Origin of the sequence: Protofrankia symbiont of Coriaria ruscifolia, from assembly GCF_900634745.1 — a bacterium.
GTDB lineage: Bacteria > Actinomycetota > Actinomycetes > Frankiales > Frankiaceae > Protofrankia > Protofrankia californiensis.
Genome location: NZ_CAAAFR010000107.1, coordinates 15,137 through 29,943, shown reverse-complemented (window position 1 = coordinate 29,943; position 14,807 = coordinate 15,137). Strand labels below are relative to the sequence as shown.

Sequence of the window (14,807 nt, the reverse complement as noted above, 5' to 3'; positions counted from 1 at the left end):
GGTGGGGATCGCGATCTCGGGGCGGTCGCGGTGGGCGCGGGCGTGGGCGAGGCGGGCCTGGACAAGGTCGAGGGGGTCTGTTGCTTTGGCGAGGTCCGCCGTCTCGACGTCCAGCCAGGCATGATCGAGTAATGTGTCGACGTCCCGTCCGTCAGCCAGTCCCGGCATCGGAGTTCACCGGCTTCCGGTTCCAGCGGGATCGCCAGCGCCGCGGTGGGCAGCGTGAACGCGAGCACGACCCACGCTGTCGTCGTCGGCGCGACTCCGAATCTTCTGCAGGGACCGGACCGTGGCCCAGTCCTGTTCCCCCGTCGCCTTGAAAATCCTCCGCCGCAGCCGCCGTACGTTCCTCTCGTGAGTCCGCCAGCCGATGGCGTCCCGGTCCGGCACGTCCTCCGGTCCGTTCACCGTCACGGTGTCCAATTTGCCCTTCGGTTCTGAAGCTTTGATCAGCATCAGTGTTCAACGGCTTACCTGCCCATGTCAGAGCCCTTTCAGGCCCAGCTACCCGGGCTGGTGTCCGGCCAGTTATCCCCCGGTGGTCGACGGAGGGGTCGACCATGTCGCCCGGACAATGTCACTCACGACGGCGAGACGCTGACCGCCGTCGGCGCGGTGAACGCGCCCGGCACGCAGCTGTCCCCGATACTGGTCGCAGCCCTCGGCCCGGTGATGCTGTGGGTGGCCGGGGAACTCGCCGACGGCACCATCATGTTCGTAGATCGAGGACTCACCATCGGCTGAGCTCCTGCTCTACCCAGATGGTCTTCCCCTGGTCGGTGTATCGGGTGCCCCAACGCCTGGCCAGTTGGGCGACGAGGAAGAGGCCCCGCCCGCCCTCGTCCGTGGCGCTGGCGCGTCGCAGGTGGGGGGAGGTGCTGCTGGCGTCCGAGACTTCACTGATCAGCGTGCGGTCCCGCAGGAGGCGTACCTCGATCGGCCCGGATGCGTGCCGGATGGCGTTCGTCATCAGCTCGCTGAGGATGAGCTCGGTGGTGAAGGCCACGGTTTCCAGGCTCCACTCAGCCAGCCGCTTCCTGCTGGCGGCGCGCAGGCGCGGGACCTCGGACGGCTCGGAGGGGAGGTCCCAGCGCACGACCTGACTCGTCGGGATGGTGCGGGTGCGGGCGACAAGCAGGGCCACATCGTCCCCTGCGTGAGCCGGCGGTACGGCGGTCATCACCGCGTCACAGATCTGCGCGGGTCGGCCGGCGGGGCAGGCGAGGGCTGCGGCCAGCCGGCCGAGGCCGACGTCGATGTCGCGGTCCTCGACCAGCCCGTCGGTGTAGAGGACCAGGTGGCTGCCGTCGGCAATGTCGAGTTCGGCCGTCTCGAAGGGCTGGCCGCCGAGGCCGAGTGGTGGTCCGGCGGGCACCTCGGGGAATTCCACGGTCCCGTCGGGATGGACGAGCGCGGGCGGCGGATGCCCCGCGCGGGCCATGGTTGCACGGCGGGATACCGGATCGTAGATGGCGTACAGGCAGGTGGCCCCGATGATGTCCCCATCGTCCGCGGCCTGCTCCTGGTCGATCCGATCGACCAGGTCGTCCAGCCGGGTCAGCAGCTCGTCCGGTGGCAGGTCCAGCACGGCGAAGTTGTGGACGGCGGTCCGTAACCGACCCATGGTGGCGGCGGCGCGGATACCGTGACCGACGACGTCGCCGACCACCAGGGCGACCCGCAGGCTCGACAGCGGGATGACGTCGTACCAGTCCCCGCCCACATCGGACTCCGCCGGCAGGTAGCGGTGCGCCACTTCGACCGCGTTCTGCTCGGGCAGGGTGCGGGGCAGCAGGCTGCGCTGCAGAGCGAGGGCCAGGGCGCGCTCCCCGGTGAAGCGCCTGGCGTTGTCGATGGACACCGCCGCTCGGGAGACCAGCTCCTCGGCCAGACTGAGGTCGTCTTCCTCAAAGGGGCCGGACTGCTTTGTTCGATAGAAGCTGACCACTCCCAGAACGGCGCCGCGCGCCCGCAACGGAACCGTGATCAGTGAGCGGGCACCCTTCTCGATGACCTCCCCGGCACGGGCGGGATCCTGGACCAGCCAGCTGACTGCCGTGCTCAGATCGGGCTCGAACACCGGTTGCCCGGTCAGGACGGCCTGGGCCTGCGGGGTGGTCGGGGCGAACGCGACCAGTTCCCCGACCTGGTAAAAGGGCCCAGGTTCGCTGGCGGTGGCTGATCGCGCCACGCGGCGCAGCGAACCGTCCCTGACAACCGGACCCTCCCCGCGTAGGACGGAATCGGCGAGGTCCACCGCGACGACGTCGGCAACCTCCCCGACCGCCATCTCGACGAGCTCCTCGGCGGTCCGGCGGACGTCGAGCGTCGTACCGATCCGGACACCGGCTTCACAAAGCAGCCCGAGCCGCCGTCGGGCGGCCAGGGCCAGCCGGCTGACAGTCGGCTCGCCCGCGAGCAGCAGCTTCCTGCCCACCGCCTCCGCCGGTTCCCGCCGGCCGCTCTCCGGCATCGGCATACCCCCATCCGGTACCGCTACCGGGTAGGTCGAATCGGCGAGGTGGACACGCCCCGCGCCGGGGAGGCATGCCTCGACGACCGCGCCGGCCTCCCCGGACGTGCCGGTCACGGGCCGGCACAGCAGGACGGCGCTCTCCCCGCGGGACAGCGTCACCCCGACGACGGCCGGCCTGCCGGTCGAGATCAGTTCCGCCGCCTTCTCCGTGAGTAGCAGCTGGTCATGGCGGTTGGTCGGGACCGCCCCCGAAATCGCTGTCGACGCGGTGGACGCTGGGCCGGGCCGGCCCGCCGCCGTGCCGGTCCAGGGCTCGGGCATGCCACGGGCGGACCGGAAGAAGGCCCTCAGCAGGGCGCGTTCCCGGGCGGAGACCTGATCGAGCATGCGCTGTTCGATCGCTCTGACCGATTCCTGGACGATCCCGCGCATGGCCTCATCGGCCTCGCTCGCCAGGCAGGTCACGTCCAGACAGCCCTCGATGCGGCCGCTGAGGGGGTCCCTGATGGGTGCGCCGGCACAGGCGAACGACTGCATCGAGTCGGCGAAGTGCTCGTGGCCGACGATGAAGCAGGACCGTCGCTCCTCCAGTGCCGTGCCCATTCCGTTGGTACCGGTCAACCGCTCCGAGAAGCCGAAGCCGGGAGCCAACGACAGCGAGTCCAAAGCCCGTATCAGCGCCGGCTCGTCGACTCGACGCTGGAGAACCGTCGCCCGCGCGTCGGTGAGGACCATCGATACCCCCATGCCGGACAGCATGGTCGCCAGGTTGTCGAGCACAGGGCGGGTGGCGTGCACGAGCCTGCAGTCCGTGTCGGTGTCCGCGTAGTACCGGATGTCGGGCGCGCTGGGAGGTAGCCCGCGGGTCTGGCAGCGTAGCCAGGACTGTCTGATCGAAACGGGTACGACCCTGCCCGCGGGGTTGCCGGACAGGAAGCGTTCGCGCGCCACCGCAAGCCGGTCGGCGTTCTCTGCGGCGTACACACTGTGCCCATCCCCGACGGCCTGCCGGCCAAACCCTGCCCCGGGGCGCATAGGCACTGTTGCATTCGCCGATCACAGTTGATCTTTACTGCGGATCTTCCAGTCAGTCCCGTCTCGACGAGGTGGTGCCCAAACCCGCCGCTGACCCAGCCGTAGGCGGCGGGGTCAGCGGCGCACGGGCCGCCAGAGGCGCATTGCCTCGTCGAGACCAGCCTCGCCGAGCGCCGGTTCGGGCAGTGGGGTCGGGCGCTCGCGGTGGGGGCGCAGGCCGTCGAGCATGATCGTGAGGTAGCGGCGCCACAGCAGCGGCTGTACGTGCTGGCTGTACTCGGCGACCGTGCCGATCATTACCTGGATGAGCGCGATGTCGGTGGGCTCGACGTCCGCCCGCAGGTAGCCGTCGGCTTGGGCGCGCGCGACGAGCTGTCCGACTACGGGGATCATCCGCTCACGCGCACGCGCGATCCGGTCCCGGCCGTACGCGGAGCTGACCACGATCTCGTGCAGGCCGCGGTCGCCGGCCAGCTGCTCCGCCATGGAGGTCAGGAAGCCGATCAGGCCCTGCCACGAGTCGGCCTGGCGCACAGCGTCGTCGGCAGTCTTCACCACGTGGTCGATCTTTTCCTCGAACAGGGCTTCGACCAGATGCTCCCGGCTGGAGAAGCGGCGGTAGACGGTGCCCACCCCGAGCCCAGCGTGGTGGGCGATGTCGTCGAGCGTGATCTCCAGCCCTCGCTGGGCGAACAGTTCCCGAGCGGCGGCGAGGATCCGCTGACGGTTGCGTTCCGCATCCCGGCGTAGGGGTCTGTCGGCCACCGTCGAGGACCCTGTCGATGCGGACCCCGCAGGTGTGGGCGGAGCTGGCATGACAGTCACGGTACACGAGGCGGAGTCCCAGCCTCCAGTTGGAGGAAGTTCCTCCGGATCGTGACCGGAGTCGCATACTCCAATTGGAGGGATCATCTCCGTTTCGTGCTAACGTCTCTTCCGGCAAACCGGAGGCACCACCTCCGATCGTTCGAGGGGACGGCGACGATGAGCACGACGAAGACCCACACCCGAGACACCCACACCCGAGACACCCACACCCGAGACACCCACACCGACGACCGGGGCGCCCCCACCGTCGGGGCCCCCGGCGCGGCCACGCTGCCCGGCTCCCGGGCATCGGTCGCGGCGCACGGGGACAACCCGCACCACGCCCGGCGTTGGTGGATCCTCGCGGTCCTCGGCGTCGCGCAGCTGATGGTGATCCTCGACGTGTCGATCGTGAACATCGCGCTCCCGTCGGCGCAGCGCGACCTGGGCTTCTCCACCGACCAGCGGCAGTGGGTGGTCACCGCCTACGCCCTGGCCTTCGGCAGTCTGCTGCTGCTCGGCGGGCGGATCGCCGACCTGTTCGGCCGCAAGAGGACGCTGCTGGTCGGGCTCGCCGGCTTCGCCGCGGCCTCCGCCGTCGGCGGCGCCGCCACAAGCTTCGGGATGTTGGTGGTTGCCCGCGCCGCGCAGGGCCTGTTCGGCGCGCTCCTGGCGCCGGCCGTCCTGTCGCTGCTCACCACGACCTTCACCGAGCCGCGGGAACGTGCCCGCGCGTTCGGCATCTACGGCGCGATCGCGGGCACCGGCGGCGCCGTCGGCCTGCTGCTCGGCGGCCTGCTCACCGAGTACCTCGACTGGCGCTGGTGCATGTACGTCAACCTGATCTTCGCCGTGGTCGCGCTCGCCGGCGGCACCGCCCTGCTGCACCACACGCCGTCGGACGAGCGACCCAAGCTCGACCTGCTTGGCACGATCACCGTCTCCGCCGGACTGTTCAGCCTGGTCTACGGCTTCGCCAACGCCGAAACCCACTCCTGGTCCGCCCCCGGCACCTGGGCCTTCCTGCTTGCCGGCGTCGTGCTGGTCGCCGTGTTCGTGGCCCTGCAGACCCGGGTCGCCCATCCGCTCCTCCCCATGCGCGTCCTGATCGACCGCAACCGTGCCGGCTCCTACCTGACCGTCTTCATGGCCGGTGTGGGAATGTTCGGGATCTTCCTGTTCCTCACCTACTACCTCCAGCAGAACCTCGGTTTCTCCCCGGTCAGCACCGGCCTGGCGTTCCTCCCGATGGTCGGCGGGGCAATGATCACCTCTACCATCGCCAGCAGCCTTCTGCTGCCCCGCGTCGGCCCCCGCCCCCTGATCAGCCTCGGCATGCTCGCCGCGGCCGGCGGGATGCTCTGGCTCACAGCCCTGAACGTCCACAGCACCTATGCGACCGACATCCTGTCACCGCTGGTGATCATGGGCCTCGGTATGGGCCTGTCCATGGCGCCCGCAATGAGCACCGCCACCAGCGGAATCGAGCCCCACGACGCCGGCGTCGCCTCAGCCACCGCTAACGTCGGGCAGCAGGTCGGCGGTTCGATCGGCACCGCCCTGCTGAGCACGATCGCCGCCAGCGCCACCAGCAGCTACCTGCACGGCAAGACCCCCACCGCCGAGGTCCTCGCCCACGCCGCTGTCCACAGCTACACGACCGCCTTCGCCTGGGCGGCCGCCATCTTCGCCGCCGGCGCGATCATCTGCGGGCTGCTCGTTCGCCCCGGCGTCCCCAAGACCGGCGCTGCCGCCGCGGTCCACATGTGAGCCGACCGACCGCCGGACGTATCGCCCTCCCGCCGGTGGCCACAGGCACCCGCGTCGACGGCGTCGACCTGTCGCCCGCGATGGTCGCCAAGCTGCGCGCCAAACCCACCGGCGAGAACGTGAACATCACGATGGGCGACTTCGCTGACGTTCCCGTTGAGGACATCTACCGGCTGATCTTCATCGTGTTCAACACGATGTTCCACGATGTTCCACCTGTTGACCCAGGACGACCAGGTCCGCTGCTTCGAGAACGTGGCCCGCCACCTCACCGACGACGGGCTGTTCGTCGTGGAAGCATTCGTCCCGACCTTCCTGACCCGGCTGCGCGACGACCCCTGTCACCCAGCGACTCGACGAGAGCCACATGGTGCTGTACCCGGTAGGCGTACGCGTCTTCCCGGTCGTCACCCGCTACGCTTGGCCGAGCGAACTCGACCTGATGGCTCGCATCGCCGGACTACGGCCAAAGGCACCGTTGGGGCGGCTGGGAACGACAGCCGTTCACTTCGACGAACCGCAACCACATCTCCGTCTACGGGCGCTGACTGGCCCGACGGAGTGCACCCTGCCAGTCCCGCCCAAGATTCATGATCCACCGAATTTGCAAGGTCGGTCTGAACAACTCCCAGCCCACCCGTTCGGACCTACCGTGCGAGCCGCAGGTCGTGTAGTGATACAGGGCCGCGGCTGCGCAGATCGGCCAACTCCGGCCCGGCGGAGCGAACGGCGGGTCTGACACGTTAGCGGCTCTGCCAAGATTTCGGTGGTGACGGACGGTGAGAGATGTTCATGAGAGCAGGATCCGTTGTTCTTACAGGCCCCATCGTCGCGGGCCGCGCTGTACCTGTTCGTCGACAAGGGCTACGTCGGCGGGGAGGGTGAGATGCTCCTCGTCCCGTACAAGGGCCGGGACCTACCCGAGGGATATCAGGACGCCAACCGTGGCCACGCGAAGATCAGGGCCAATGGTGAGCGTGGGTTCGCGACCCTGAAGAACTGGCATGTCTTCGATCGGTTCCGTGCCTGTCCCCGCCGGGTCGGCGCTTTCGCTCAGGCCGTCTTCGTGCTGGAGACCGACGGCCGGTAGCAATCAAGATGGAAAAGGCTCAGTGCTGGCCCATGTTCGTTGCTCGACGGTCGGGTCGGCCGGCGGGTGGGCGCTCTCATCGACCAGAAGGCGCCGCAATGCCGCAATGCCGGGACGCCGGGACGGGACCGGCGCGTCCAACCCGGTTTCTAGCTGGAACGAGCGGCGGTGCGCCATGCAGGCTACCCCCGAACGGGGGTGTCGACATACCCCCCGGAGGACCCGACAATGCGACGAAACGGCTGGACATCGGGGGTGAGCAGTGTCGATGCCTCCCGACGTCACGCACGACCGGCGGGGCGCGCAACCCTCGCGGCCGGAGATCGCGCAGTCGTGGCGGCGCGCCGAGCTCTACGGCCTCAACCCGGCACAGACGGTCGACCGGTTGACGGTCGCCGACATCGACCGGCGTAGCCGCCTGATGCGCGCAGCGACTCCGGTCCTCGACGAGATCGCCCTGCATCTGGCCGATACCGGCTTCTGCGTCGTGCTCGCCGACCGCGACTCGCGCATCGTCAGTCGCCGGTTCGGCACGCGATCGGTCGAGCGTGTGGTCGACGGTATCGGTATAGGGGTGGGCTGCCGGTTCGTCGAGAAGAACACCGGGACCAACGCCATTGCCACGCCTTTCGAGCTGCGCAAGGGGATAGCGGTGCATGGCCCCGAGCACTACCTCGATGCGTTCAAGAAGTTCACGTGCTATGGCCACCCGATCCTGCACCCGGTGACCCGCCGCATCGAGGGCGTGCTGGACATAACCTGCCTGTCCAGGGAGTCGACCCCACTGCTGGGGCCGTTCCTGCGCCGTGCGGTCGGCGACATAGAGCGACGGCTGCTGGACGGTGCGCGCGAGGCCGATCGGCGGCTGTTCGCCGCGTTCCAGGCCGCGCAGCACCGCGCGTCCCCGGTTCTCGCGCTCGGCGACGGCGTGGTGCTGGCGAGCGCCGCGGCTGCCGAAATCCTGGACGCGGCCGACTACATGCTGCTCCGCGAACTCATGTCGCAAGCCGGGACGACCAGGAACGCGCCACAGTCGCTGCGGCTCGCCTCGGGCACCATGGTCGACGTCCGGGTCGAGCGGATCGCCGGGTCCTCGGGCGCGCTGTTCGAGATCTTCCCCGTCGAGGCCACGCGCCGCCCGGTTCCCCGTAAGCAACACATCGCCGCCGGCGTGCTGCCGGCGGCCGTCGAGCGGGAACTGCGGGAGTACCGCTTGTCCCGGAGCCGGGTATCGATCTCCGGCGAGCCCGGCACCGGCCGGACCACCAGCGTGCGCTACCTGGCCGGGGACGAGCCGGTCGCCCTGATGGACGCCGCCGACGTGCCGGTGGCCGACGAGGGCAACTGGTGCGCGCGGTTGGAGCGGTTGCTGGCCACGCATCCTGGGCTGGTCGCGGTGGAGTCGGTCCACCTGCTCTCGCCCCCCCTGGCCGTCTGGCTGGCCCACGCCTTGGACGACTCGAACAGCTGGGTGGCGGTGACCGGTGCGCCCCCGGCGGATCTGGCCGCCGAGCACGCCGGTCTGATGGCGCGGTTCGTGGCCAGAGTGGAGCTGCCTCCGCTGCGCTGCCGCCGCAACGAGGTGCCCGCGCTGGCCCGGACGATGCTGGCCGCCTGCAATCCCGGCGCCTCGTCGCGTTTCGCACCGCAAGCCCTGCGCCTGCTCGAGAGCCAACTCTGGCCTGGGAATCTGCGCGAGTTGGAAGCCGTGGTGCGAGCTGCTGCGCAGGCCCGCTCGGCCGGCGACATCGTGCCAGGCGACCTCCCGGCCGCGTACCGGGAGCACGCGATCTCCCACCGGTTGAGCGCCTGGGAACAGGCCGAGCACGACGCGATCATCAAGGCGCTGCACGCGTTCGGCGGCAACAAGGTGCACGCCGCCGAACACCTGGGGATCAGCCGCTCCACACTTTACAACCGCATGCGAAGCCTGGGAATCACCGGCCCGTAACTCCGGTACTGTCCGGGATTTGCACAGTTACCGCGCGAGCACCCGGCCCAGAATGACCCACGTCACATTCGTGTTGCGGTACGAGGAGGTACGGGTGACAACGGTAGCGGACACGCCGGTGTTGGACTCGGTGCGGACGTTCGTCTCGACGGACAAGCGGCTGCTGATCGGCGGCGAGTGGGTCGCGGCGGCTTCGGGGCGCACGTTCCCGACTTACGATCCGGCGACCGGCGAGCGGATCACCGAGGTCGCGCACGGGGATGCCACCGACATCGACCGCGCGGTGGCGGCGGCGCGCCGCGCCTTCGAGGGACCGTGGAGCCGGTTCACCCCCAGCCAGCGGCAGAGCCTGCTGTGGAAGGTCGGTGACGCGCTGCTGGCGCGGGCCGAGGAGTTCGGCCAGCTGGAGTCCATCGACAACGGTAAGTCGGCGGCCATCGCCCAGGCGGTGGACGTGGTGTGGTCGGCCAACGTGTTCCACTACTACGCGGGCTGGGCCACGAAGATCGAGGGCCGGACCATCACTCCGTCGGTGCCGTGGCTGCCGGGTTCCGAATGGCACGCCTACACCCTGCGCGAGCCGGTCGGCGTGTGCGGGCAGATCGTTCCGTGGAACTTCCCTCTGCTGATGGCCACATGGAAGATCGCGCCCGCGCTGGCCACCGGTAACACCGTCGTGCTCAAGCCCGCCGAGCAGACGCCGCTGACCGCCCTGCTGCTCGGGGAGATCTTCTGCGAACTCGGCTTCCCTGCGGGCGTCGTCAACATCGTCACGGGGTTCGGTGACGCGGGCGCCGCGCTGGCCGCGCACGACGACGTCGACAAGATCGCTTTCACGGGTTCCACCGAAGTCGGCAAGAAGATTGTCGGGGCTGCGAGGGGGAACCTGAAGAAGGTGTCCCTGGAGCTCGGCGGAAAAAGCCCCAACATCGTCTTCGCCGACGCCGATCTGGAGTCCGCGATCGCGGGTTCGGCGAATGCCTGGCTGTTCAACCACGGCCAGTGCTGTGTGGCCGGCACACGGCTGTTCGTCGAGGACTCGATCTTCGAGGAATTCACGCAGGGCGTCGCCGAGTTCGCCAGCCAGGTCAAGGTCGGCCCGGGCCTCGATCCGACCTCGCAGCTGGGGCCGCTGGTGTCCCAGGAGCAGCTGGACCGGGTGACCGGTTACCTCGATCAGGGGCGGGCCGACGGTGCGCGGGCCCTGACCGGCGGCAGGCGCATCGGCGACACCGGGTACTACGTCGAGCCGACCGTGCTGGTCGATGTCCGCGACGACATGAGCGTCGTGCGGGAGGAGATCTTCGGCCCGGTCGTGGCGGCGTTGCCGTTCAGTGCGGCGGACGGTCCGGTCGCCGACGCGAACAACTCCGAATTCGGGCTGGCGGCCGGGATCTGGACCAGGGACATCTCCAGGGCGCACCGGCTGGCCAAGCAACTCAAGGCCGGCAGTGTGTGGATCAACTCCTACAACGCGTTCGACGCCGCGATCCCGTTTGGCGGTTACAAGCAGTCCGGGTGGGGACGCGAGCTCGGCGAGGCCGCGTTGGACCTCTACACCCAGACCAAGGCCATCAACGTCCAGCTCTGACCAACGAGTGAAGGAAGTATTCATGAAGACGAAAGCCGCGGTGCTGACCGGTTTCCACAAGCCGTTCGAGATCGTCGAGCTTGACCTGGACGGTCCGGGCGAGGGGGAGGTCCTGATCCGCTACGTGGCGGCCGGAATGTGCCATTCCGACCTGCACCTGTCCGACGGGGACCTGCCGCCGCGCTTCCCGATCGTCGGCGGGCACGAGGGCGCCGGCATCATCGAGGAGGTCGGCCCCGGGGTAACCAAGGTCAAGCCGGGCGACCACGTGGTGTGCAGCATGATCCCGAACTGCGGGTACTGCCGCTACTGCTCTACGGGCCGACAGAACCTGTGTGACATGGGCGCGACAATCTTAGAGGGCTCGATGCCCGACGGCTCGTTCCGGTTCCACTCCGGCGGCGAGGACTTCGGCGCCATGTGCATGCTGGGTACGTTCTCGCAGTACGCCACCCTCTCTGAGCGTTCGCTTGTCAAGGTCGATCCGTCCCTGCCGCTGGAGACCGCCGTGCTGGTCGGCTGCGGCGTGCCCACCGGGTGGGGCACCGCAACCTACACAGGCGGGGTGCGCCCCGGCGACACCACGGTGATCTACGGGGTCGGCGGGGTCGGCATCAACACCGTGCAGGGTGCCGCGCTCGCAGGCGCCAAGAACGTCGTGGTGGTCGACCCGGTCGTGTTCAAGCGGGACACCGCGCTGAAGCTGGGCGCGACGCATGCGTTCGCGACGGCCGAGGAGGCGCAGGCCGCGGTGACGGAGCTGACCAAGGGGCAGGGCGCAGACCAGGCGCTGGTCCTGGTCGGCACCGTCGACGAAAACGTGGTGTCCGCCGCGTTCGACATCATCGGCAAGGGCGGCACCGTCGTGGTCACCGGCCTGGCCGACCCCGCTAAGCTGACCGTGCACGTGTCCGGGGCGGTACTCACCCTGTGGGAAAAGACGATCAGGGGAAGCCTGTTCGGCAGCAGCAACCCGCAGTACGACATCCCGAAGCTGCTCGACCTCTACACCAGCGGGCACCTCAAGCTCGACGAGCTCGTCACGCAGAGGTACCGGCTCGACGAGGTCAACCAGGGCTACCAGGATCTCGTCGAGGGCCGCCTCATCCGTGGCGTCGTCGTGCACGAGCACTGAACGGGTCCTAAGCCACCGGTGTGCCCAGCTGCCGCAGCCGGGCATACCGGTTTTCTCTTATTGCACGACAACGGGTTCTTCTACAGGATGCCCGCCTGGCGCGCGGCGTGGACCGCGGCCGTGCGGTTTCGCACCTCGAGCTTGCGCATGGCCGCGCGCAGGTAGGCCTTGACGGTTTCCGGGCTCAGGCCGAGTCGCGCGGCGATCTCCACATTGGTCGCTCCCACCGCGACGAGACGCAGTGCGTCGATCTCACGCGGAGCCAGCGTCTTCCCCCCGCCGGTCGCGGAATCTGGCGCTCCCGAGAGTTCTCGGTGAATGCGGACCAGGCGCGCGCGGAGACCGGGGTCGACGGTGTCTCTGATGACCTCAGCGAGTTCGGCGAGCGCACCGAGGGACCGGCGGAGTGCCGGCTCGGGGCTTGGCTGCAGCAGATTCTCCACGTCCTGCTGCAGTTGCCTGGCGAGCACTTCGGAGGCACGCAGCGCGCGGTCTCCGATCGGCCGGCGGTCGCGAACCGCTCCATAAAGGACGCTCCGGACTGCGCCGCGCACGACCACCGGCACGGCGAACACCGACGTGAGGCGCTCCTCCTGCACGACCATGTGGTCGTATTCGTGGGTGATGTCGGTCGTTGTGGCATAGTCATCGACACGGCGGGTGATGCCGTGGCACAGTACACTGCCGCCGAGTCCCAGGCCGGGCCGCACCACCAGACCGTGCAGCGAGGTGCCGAAGGTCCCTAGCAGGCGGCTGAGCAGCAGCTGCTGCGATCCTGCGACGCCGCGGCGGGTGGTCCCGCCGAAGACGACCGGCACCCCGCTGAGCTGCCGCAGCCGTTGCAGCCGCTCCGGCAGCAACCTGTCGATCGTCTGGTGCACCGCGACGCCGTCGTCCATGCACCCTCCCCGCTGTCGGTGCAGGCACGCCATGGCCTGCGAGGAGCCGGTGCGGTTCAGTTTCGCAGATAACGGGTGCGAGTCAACGCAGCTACCCCCATGCGTGGGTATACGGGCACTCGGTCGAAGCCGCACGCTCTCAGGAAAGCGCCCACCTTGTTGACGGAAGGAATGCACGGTGAACGTGACCGAGTTGACGGAAGGAAGGAATGCACGGTGAACGTGACCGACGCCTACCGGGCGAGCCGGGACCAGTTGCTGGCATTATGCGGCGATCACCTCCGTGCCGTGGCCGAGTTCCGCTGGCCCGAGCTGGGCGAGCGGTTCAACTGGGCGGTGGACTGGTTCGACGCGATCGCCCGCGGCAACGACCGCCCGGCGCTGGTGCTCGTGGAGGAGGACGGGTCCGCGACACAGCGCACCTTCGCCGAGATGTCCCGTGCCTCGGATCGCCTGGCGGCCTGGCTGGCCGCCCGCGGCGTCCGCAAGGGTGACCCGGTCGTGCTGATGCTCGGCAACCAGGTCGAGATGTGGGAGGCCATGCTGGCGGTCATGAAGCTGGGTGCGGTGATCATGCCGACCACGACGGCGGTCGGGTCGGCGGACCTCGTCGAGAGGATCGCCCGCGGCCGCGCCCGGCATGTCGTCTGCAACGCCGCGGACACCGGGAAGTTCGCCGAGGTCCCCGGGGACTACACGCGGATCAGCGTGGGGAAGGCCGAGGGGTGGGCCGACCTGCGAGGCGCCGCGGAGCTGGAGCACGTGCCGGTCGCGCACCCGGGCACGGCACCGGGCGACCCGCTGCTGCTGTACCTCACCTCGGGCACGACGTCACGGCCCAAACTGGTCGAGCACACGCAGGTCTCCTATCCGGCCGGCCACCTGTCCACAATGTACTTCCTCGGGCTGCGGCCGGGCGATGTCCACCTGAACATCTCGTCGCCGGGATGGGCGAAGCACGCCTGGTCGTGCTTCTTCGCGCCGTGGATCGCCGAGGCAACGATCTTCGTCTACAACTACCGGCGGTTCGACGCGGCGGCTCTGTTGAAGCACCTGCGCGAGTGGGGGGTGTCCTCGTTCTGTGCGCCGCCAACGGTATGGCGGATGCTGATCAACGCCGACCTTAGTGAGCGCCCCAGCGCCCTGCGGGAGGCGGTCGGTGCCGGTGAGCCGCTCAACCCGGAGGTGATCGAGCAGATCCGGCGGGCATGGGGACTGACTATCCGCGACGGATTCGGGCAGACCGAGACCACCGCCCAGGTGGGCAACACCCCCGGTTCCGAGGTGCGCCCGGGGTCGATGGGCCGGCCCCTTCCCGGCGTTCCAGTGGTGCTGGTGGACCCGACCAGCGGGCGCCGGCTGACACAACCGGGCGAGGGCGAGATCTGCCTGGACCTCGCGCGCCAGCCGCTGCCGCTGATGACCGGGTACCGGGACGATCCCGAGCGCAACGCGGAGGCGATGGCCGGGGGTTACTACCACACGGGTGACGTGGCCAGCATCGACGCCGACGGGTACATCACCTACATCGGCCGTACCGACGATGTGTTCAAGGCCAGCGACTACAAGATCAGCCCGTTCGAGCTGGAGTCGGTGCTCCTCGAGCACCCGGCGGTGGCCGAGGCCGCCGTGGTCCCCGCCCCCGACCCGGTGCGGCTGGCCGTGCCCAAGGCCTACATCGCCCTGGCGCCCGGGCACGAGCCGACAAAGGAGACGGCGTGGTCGATCCTGCGCTACGCCCGCGAGCACCTCGCTCCGTACCAGCGCGTCCGGCGGCTCGAGTTCTTCGAACTGCCGAAGACGATCTCGGGCAAGATCCGCCGCGTCGAGCTCCGTGCGCGCGAGAACGACCTCGCCGCGACAGGCGGCAACGACGCCGAATGGCGGGACGAGCAGTTCCCAGACTTGAAGAGCTGAGATCCGCCAAGGGCGTGGTTCCGCATGTGGGCGCCGTCGTCGGATGCACGGCGGCGTCCATGCTGCCCTTTCTGGAAGGACGCGCCGCGCAGGCGGGTGAACACCTGCGGGCCGGTCACCGACCGGCCCGCAGGCA

12 protein-coding genes are annotated in these 14,807 nt (G+C 69.1%); 8 read left to right on the top strand and 4 right to left on the bottom strand.

Annotation, left to right across the window (positions count from 1 at the left end):
- Positions 1 to 174: 174 nt before the first annotated feature.
- On the bottom strand, positions 175 to 456 hold the full coding sequence (locus CV1CTNOD_RS27855) for a reverse transcriptase N-terminal domain-containing protein (protein WP_131786454.1): 282 nt from the start codon (positions 454 to 456) through the stop codon (positions 175 to 177).
- Positions 457 to 480: 24 nt separating this feature from the next.
- On the opposite strand from CV1CTNOD_RS27855, the gene CV1CTNOD_RS13495 reads away from it, so the two are divergent.
- Positions 481 to 744 (top strand): LLM class flavin-dependent oxidoreductase, encoded by a 264-nt coding sequence (locus CV1CTNOD_RS13495; protein WP_131786453.1) that lies wholly within the window; start codon positions 481 to 483, stop codon positions 742 to 744.
- Here CV1CTNOD_RS13495 and CV1CTNOD_RS13490 read toward each other — a convergent pair.
- Together CV1CTNOD_RS13490 and CV1CTNOD_RS13485 are read right to left on the bottom strand one after the other, a co-directional pair.
- Positions 731 to 3,460, bottom strand: a complete 2,730-nt coding sequence (locus CV1CTNOD_RS13490; protein ID WP_207386414.1) for a SpoIIE family protein phosphatase — start codon at positions 3,458 to 3,460, stop codon at positions 731 to 733. The genes CV1CTNOD_RS13495 and CV1CTNOD_RS13490 overlap by 14 nt on opposite strands.
- 165 nt (positions 3,461 to 3,625) lie before the next feature.
- Entirely contained in the window at positions 3,626 to 4,327 is a 702-nt protein-coding gene (locus tag CV1CTNOD_RS13485; protein ID WP_131786451.1) for a TetR family transcriptional regulator, read from the bottom strand.
- A 168-nt stretch (positions 4,328 to 4,495) separates the two neighbouring features.
- Between CV1CTNOD_RS13485 and CV1CTNOD_RS13480 the strand changes: the two genes are divergently transcribed.
- From CV1CTNOD_RS13480 to CV1CTNOD_RS13450, 6 genes are all read left to right on the top strand, one after another.
- Complete coding sequence (locus CV1CTNOD_RS13480) at positions 4,496 to 6,088, top strand: MFS transporter (RefSeq protein WP_131786450.1); 1,593 nt, start codon at positions 4,496 to 4,498, stop codon at positions 6,086 to 6,088.
- Positions 6,085 to 6,474 carry a class I SAM-dependent methyltransferase gene (locus CV1CTNOD_RS13475; protein ID WP_131786449.1) on the top strand — a complete coding sequence of 130 codons (390 nt, stop codon included), beginning with the start codon at positions 6,085 to 6,087 and terminating at the stop codon, positions 6,472 to 6,474. Before CV1CTNOD_RS13480 ends, CV1CTNOD_RS13475 begins: the two co-directional genes overlap by 4 nt.
- Before the next feature lie 422 nt (positions 6,475 to 6,896).
- Positions 6,897 to 7,178 carry a transposase family protein gene (locus tag CV1CTNOD_RS13465; RefSeq protein ID WP_131786448.1) on the top strand — a complete coding sequence of 94 codons (282 nt, stop codon included), beginning with the start codon at positions 6,897 to 6,899 and terminating at the stop codon, positions 7,176 to 7,178.
- 268 nt (positions 7,179 to 7,446) lie between these two features.
- The gene (locus CV1CTNOD_RS13460) at positions 7,447 to 9,129 is read left to right on the top strand and encodes a sigma-54-dependent Fis family transcriptional regulator (protein ID WP_131786447.1); all 1,683 of its coding nucleotides are present in this window, start codon (positions 7,447 to 7,449) and stop codon (positions 9,127 to 9,129) included.
- Between the two features lie 94 nt (positions 9,130 to 9,223).
- Positions 9,224 to 10,720 carry an aldehyde dehydrogenase family protein gene (locus tag CV1CTNOD_RS13455; RefSeq protein WP_131786446.1) on the top strand — a complete coding sequence of 499 codons (1,497 nt, stop codon included), beginning with the start codon at positions 9,224 to 9,226 and terminating at the stop codon, positions 10,718 to 10,720.
- 22 nt (positions 10,721 to 10,742) lie between these two features.
- A complete protein-coding gene (locus tag CV1CTNOD_RS13450; RefSeq protein WP_131786445.1) occupies positions 10,743 to 11,855 on the top strand; it encodes an NDMA-dependent alcohol dehydrogenase in 1,113 nt (370 codons plus the stop codon).
- An 80-nt stretch (positions 11,856 to 11,935) separates the two neighbouring features.
- Here the strand turns inward: CV1CTNOD_RS13450 and CV1CTNOD_RS13445 are convergent, their stop codons facing one another.
- Entirely contained in the window at positions 11,936 to 12,754 is an 819-nt protein-coding gene (locus CV1CTNOD_RS13445) for a LuxR C-terminal-related transcriptional regulator (protein ID WP_131786444.1), read from the bottom strand.
- Positions 12,755 to 12,970: 216 nt separating this feature from the next.
- On the opposite strand from CV1CTNOD_RS13445, the gene CV1CTNOD_RS13440 reads away from it, so the two are divergent.
- A complete protein-coding gene (locus CV1CTNOD_RS13440; RefSeq protein ID WP_131786443.1) occupies positions 12,971 to 14,671 on the top strand; it encodes an AMP-binding protein in 1,701 nt (566 codons plus the stop codon).
- Positions 14,672 to 14,807 lie beyond the last annotated feature (136 nt).

Coding starts and splice junctions, on each gene's coding strand:
- CV1CTNOD_RS27855 (WP_131786454.1), bottom strand. CDS start 456: ATGCTGATCAAAGCTTCAGAACCGAAGGGCAAATTGGACACCGTGACG.
- CV1CTNOD_RS13495 (WP_131786453.1), top strand. CDS start 481: ATGTCAGAGCCCTTTCAGGCCCAGCTACCCGGGCTGGTGTCCGGCCAG.
- CV1CTNOD_RS13485 (WP_131786451.1), bottom strand. CDS start 4,327: ATGCCAGCTCCGCCCACACCTGCGGGGTCCGCATCGACAGGGTCCTCG.
- CV1CTNOD_RS13480 (WP_131786450.1), top strand. CDS start 4,496: ATGAGCACGACGAAGACCCACACCCGAGACACCCACACCCGAGACACC.
- CV1CTNOD_RS13460 (WP_131786447.1), top strand. CDS start 7,447: ATGCCTCCCGACGTCACGCACGACCGGCGGGGCGCGCAACCCTCGCGG.
- CV1CTNOD_RS13450 (WP_131786445.1), top strand. CDS start 10,743: ATGAAGACGAAAGCCGCGGTGCTGACCGGTTTCCACAAGCCGTTCGAG.
- CV1CTNOD_RS13445 (WP_131786444.1), bottom strand. CDS start 12,754: ATGGACGACGGCGTCGCGGTGCACCAGACGATCGACAGGTTGCTGCCG.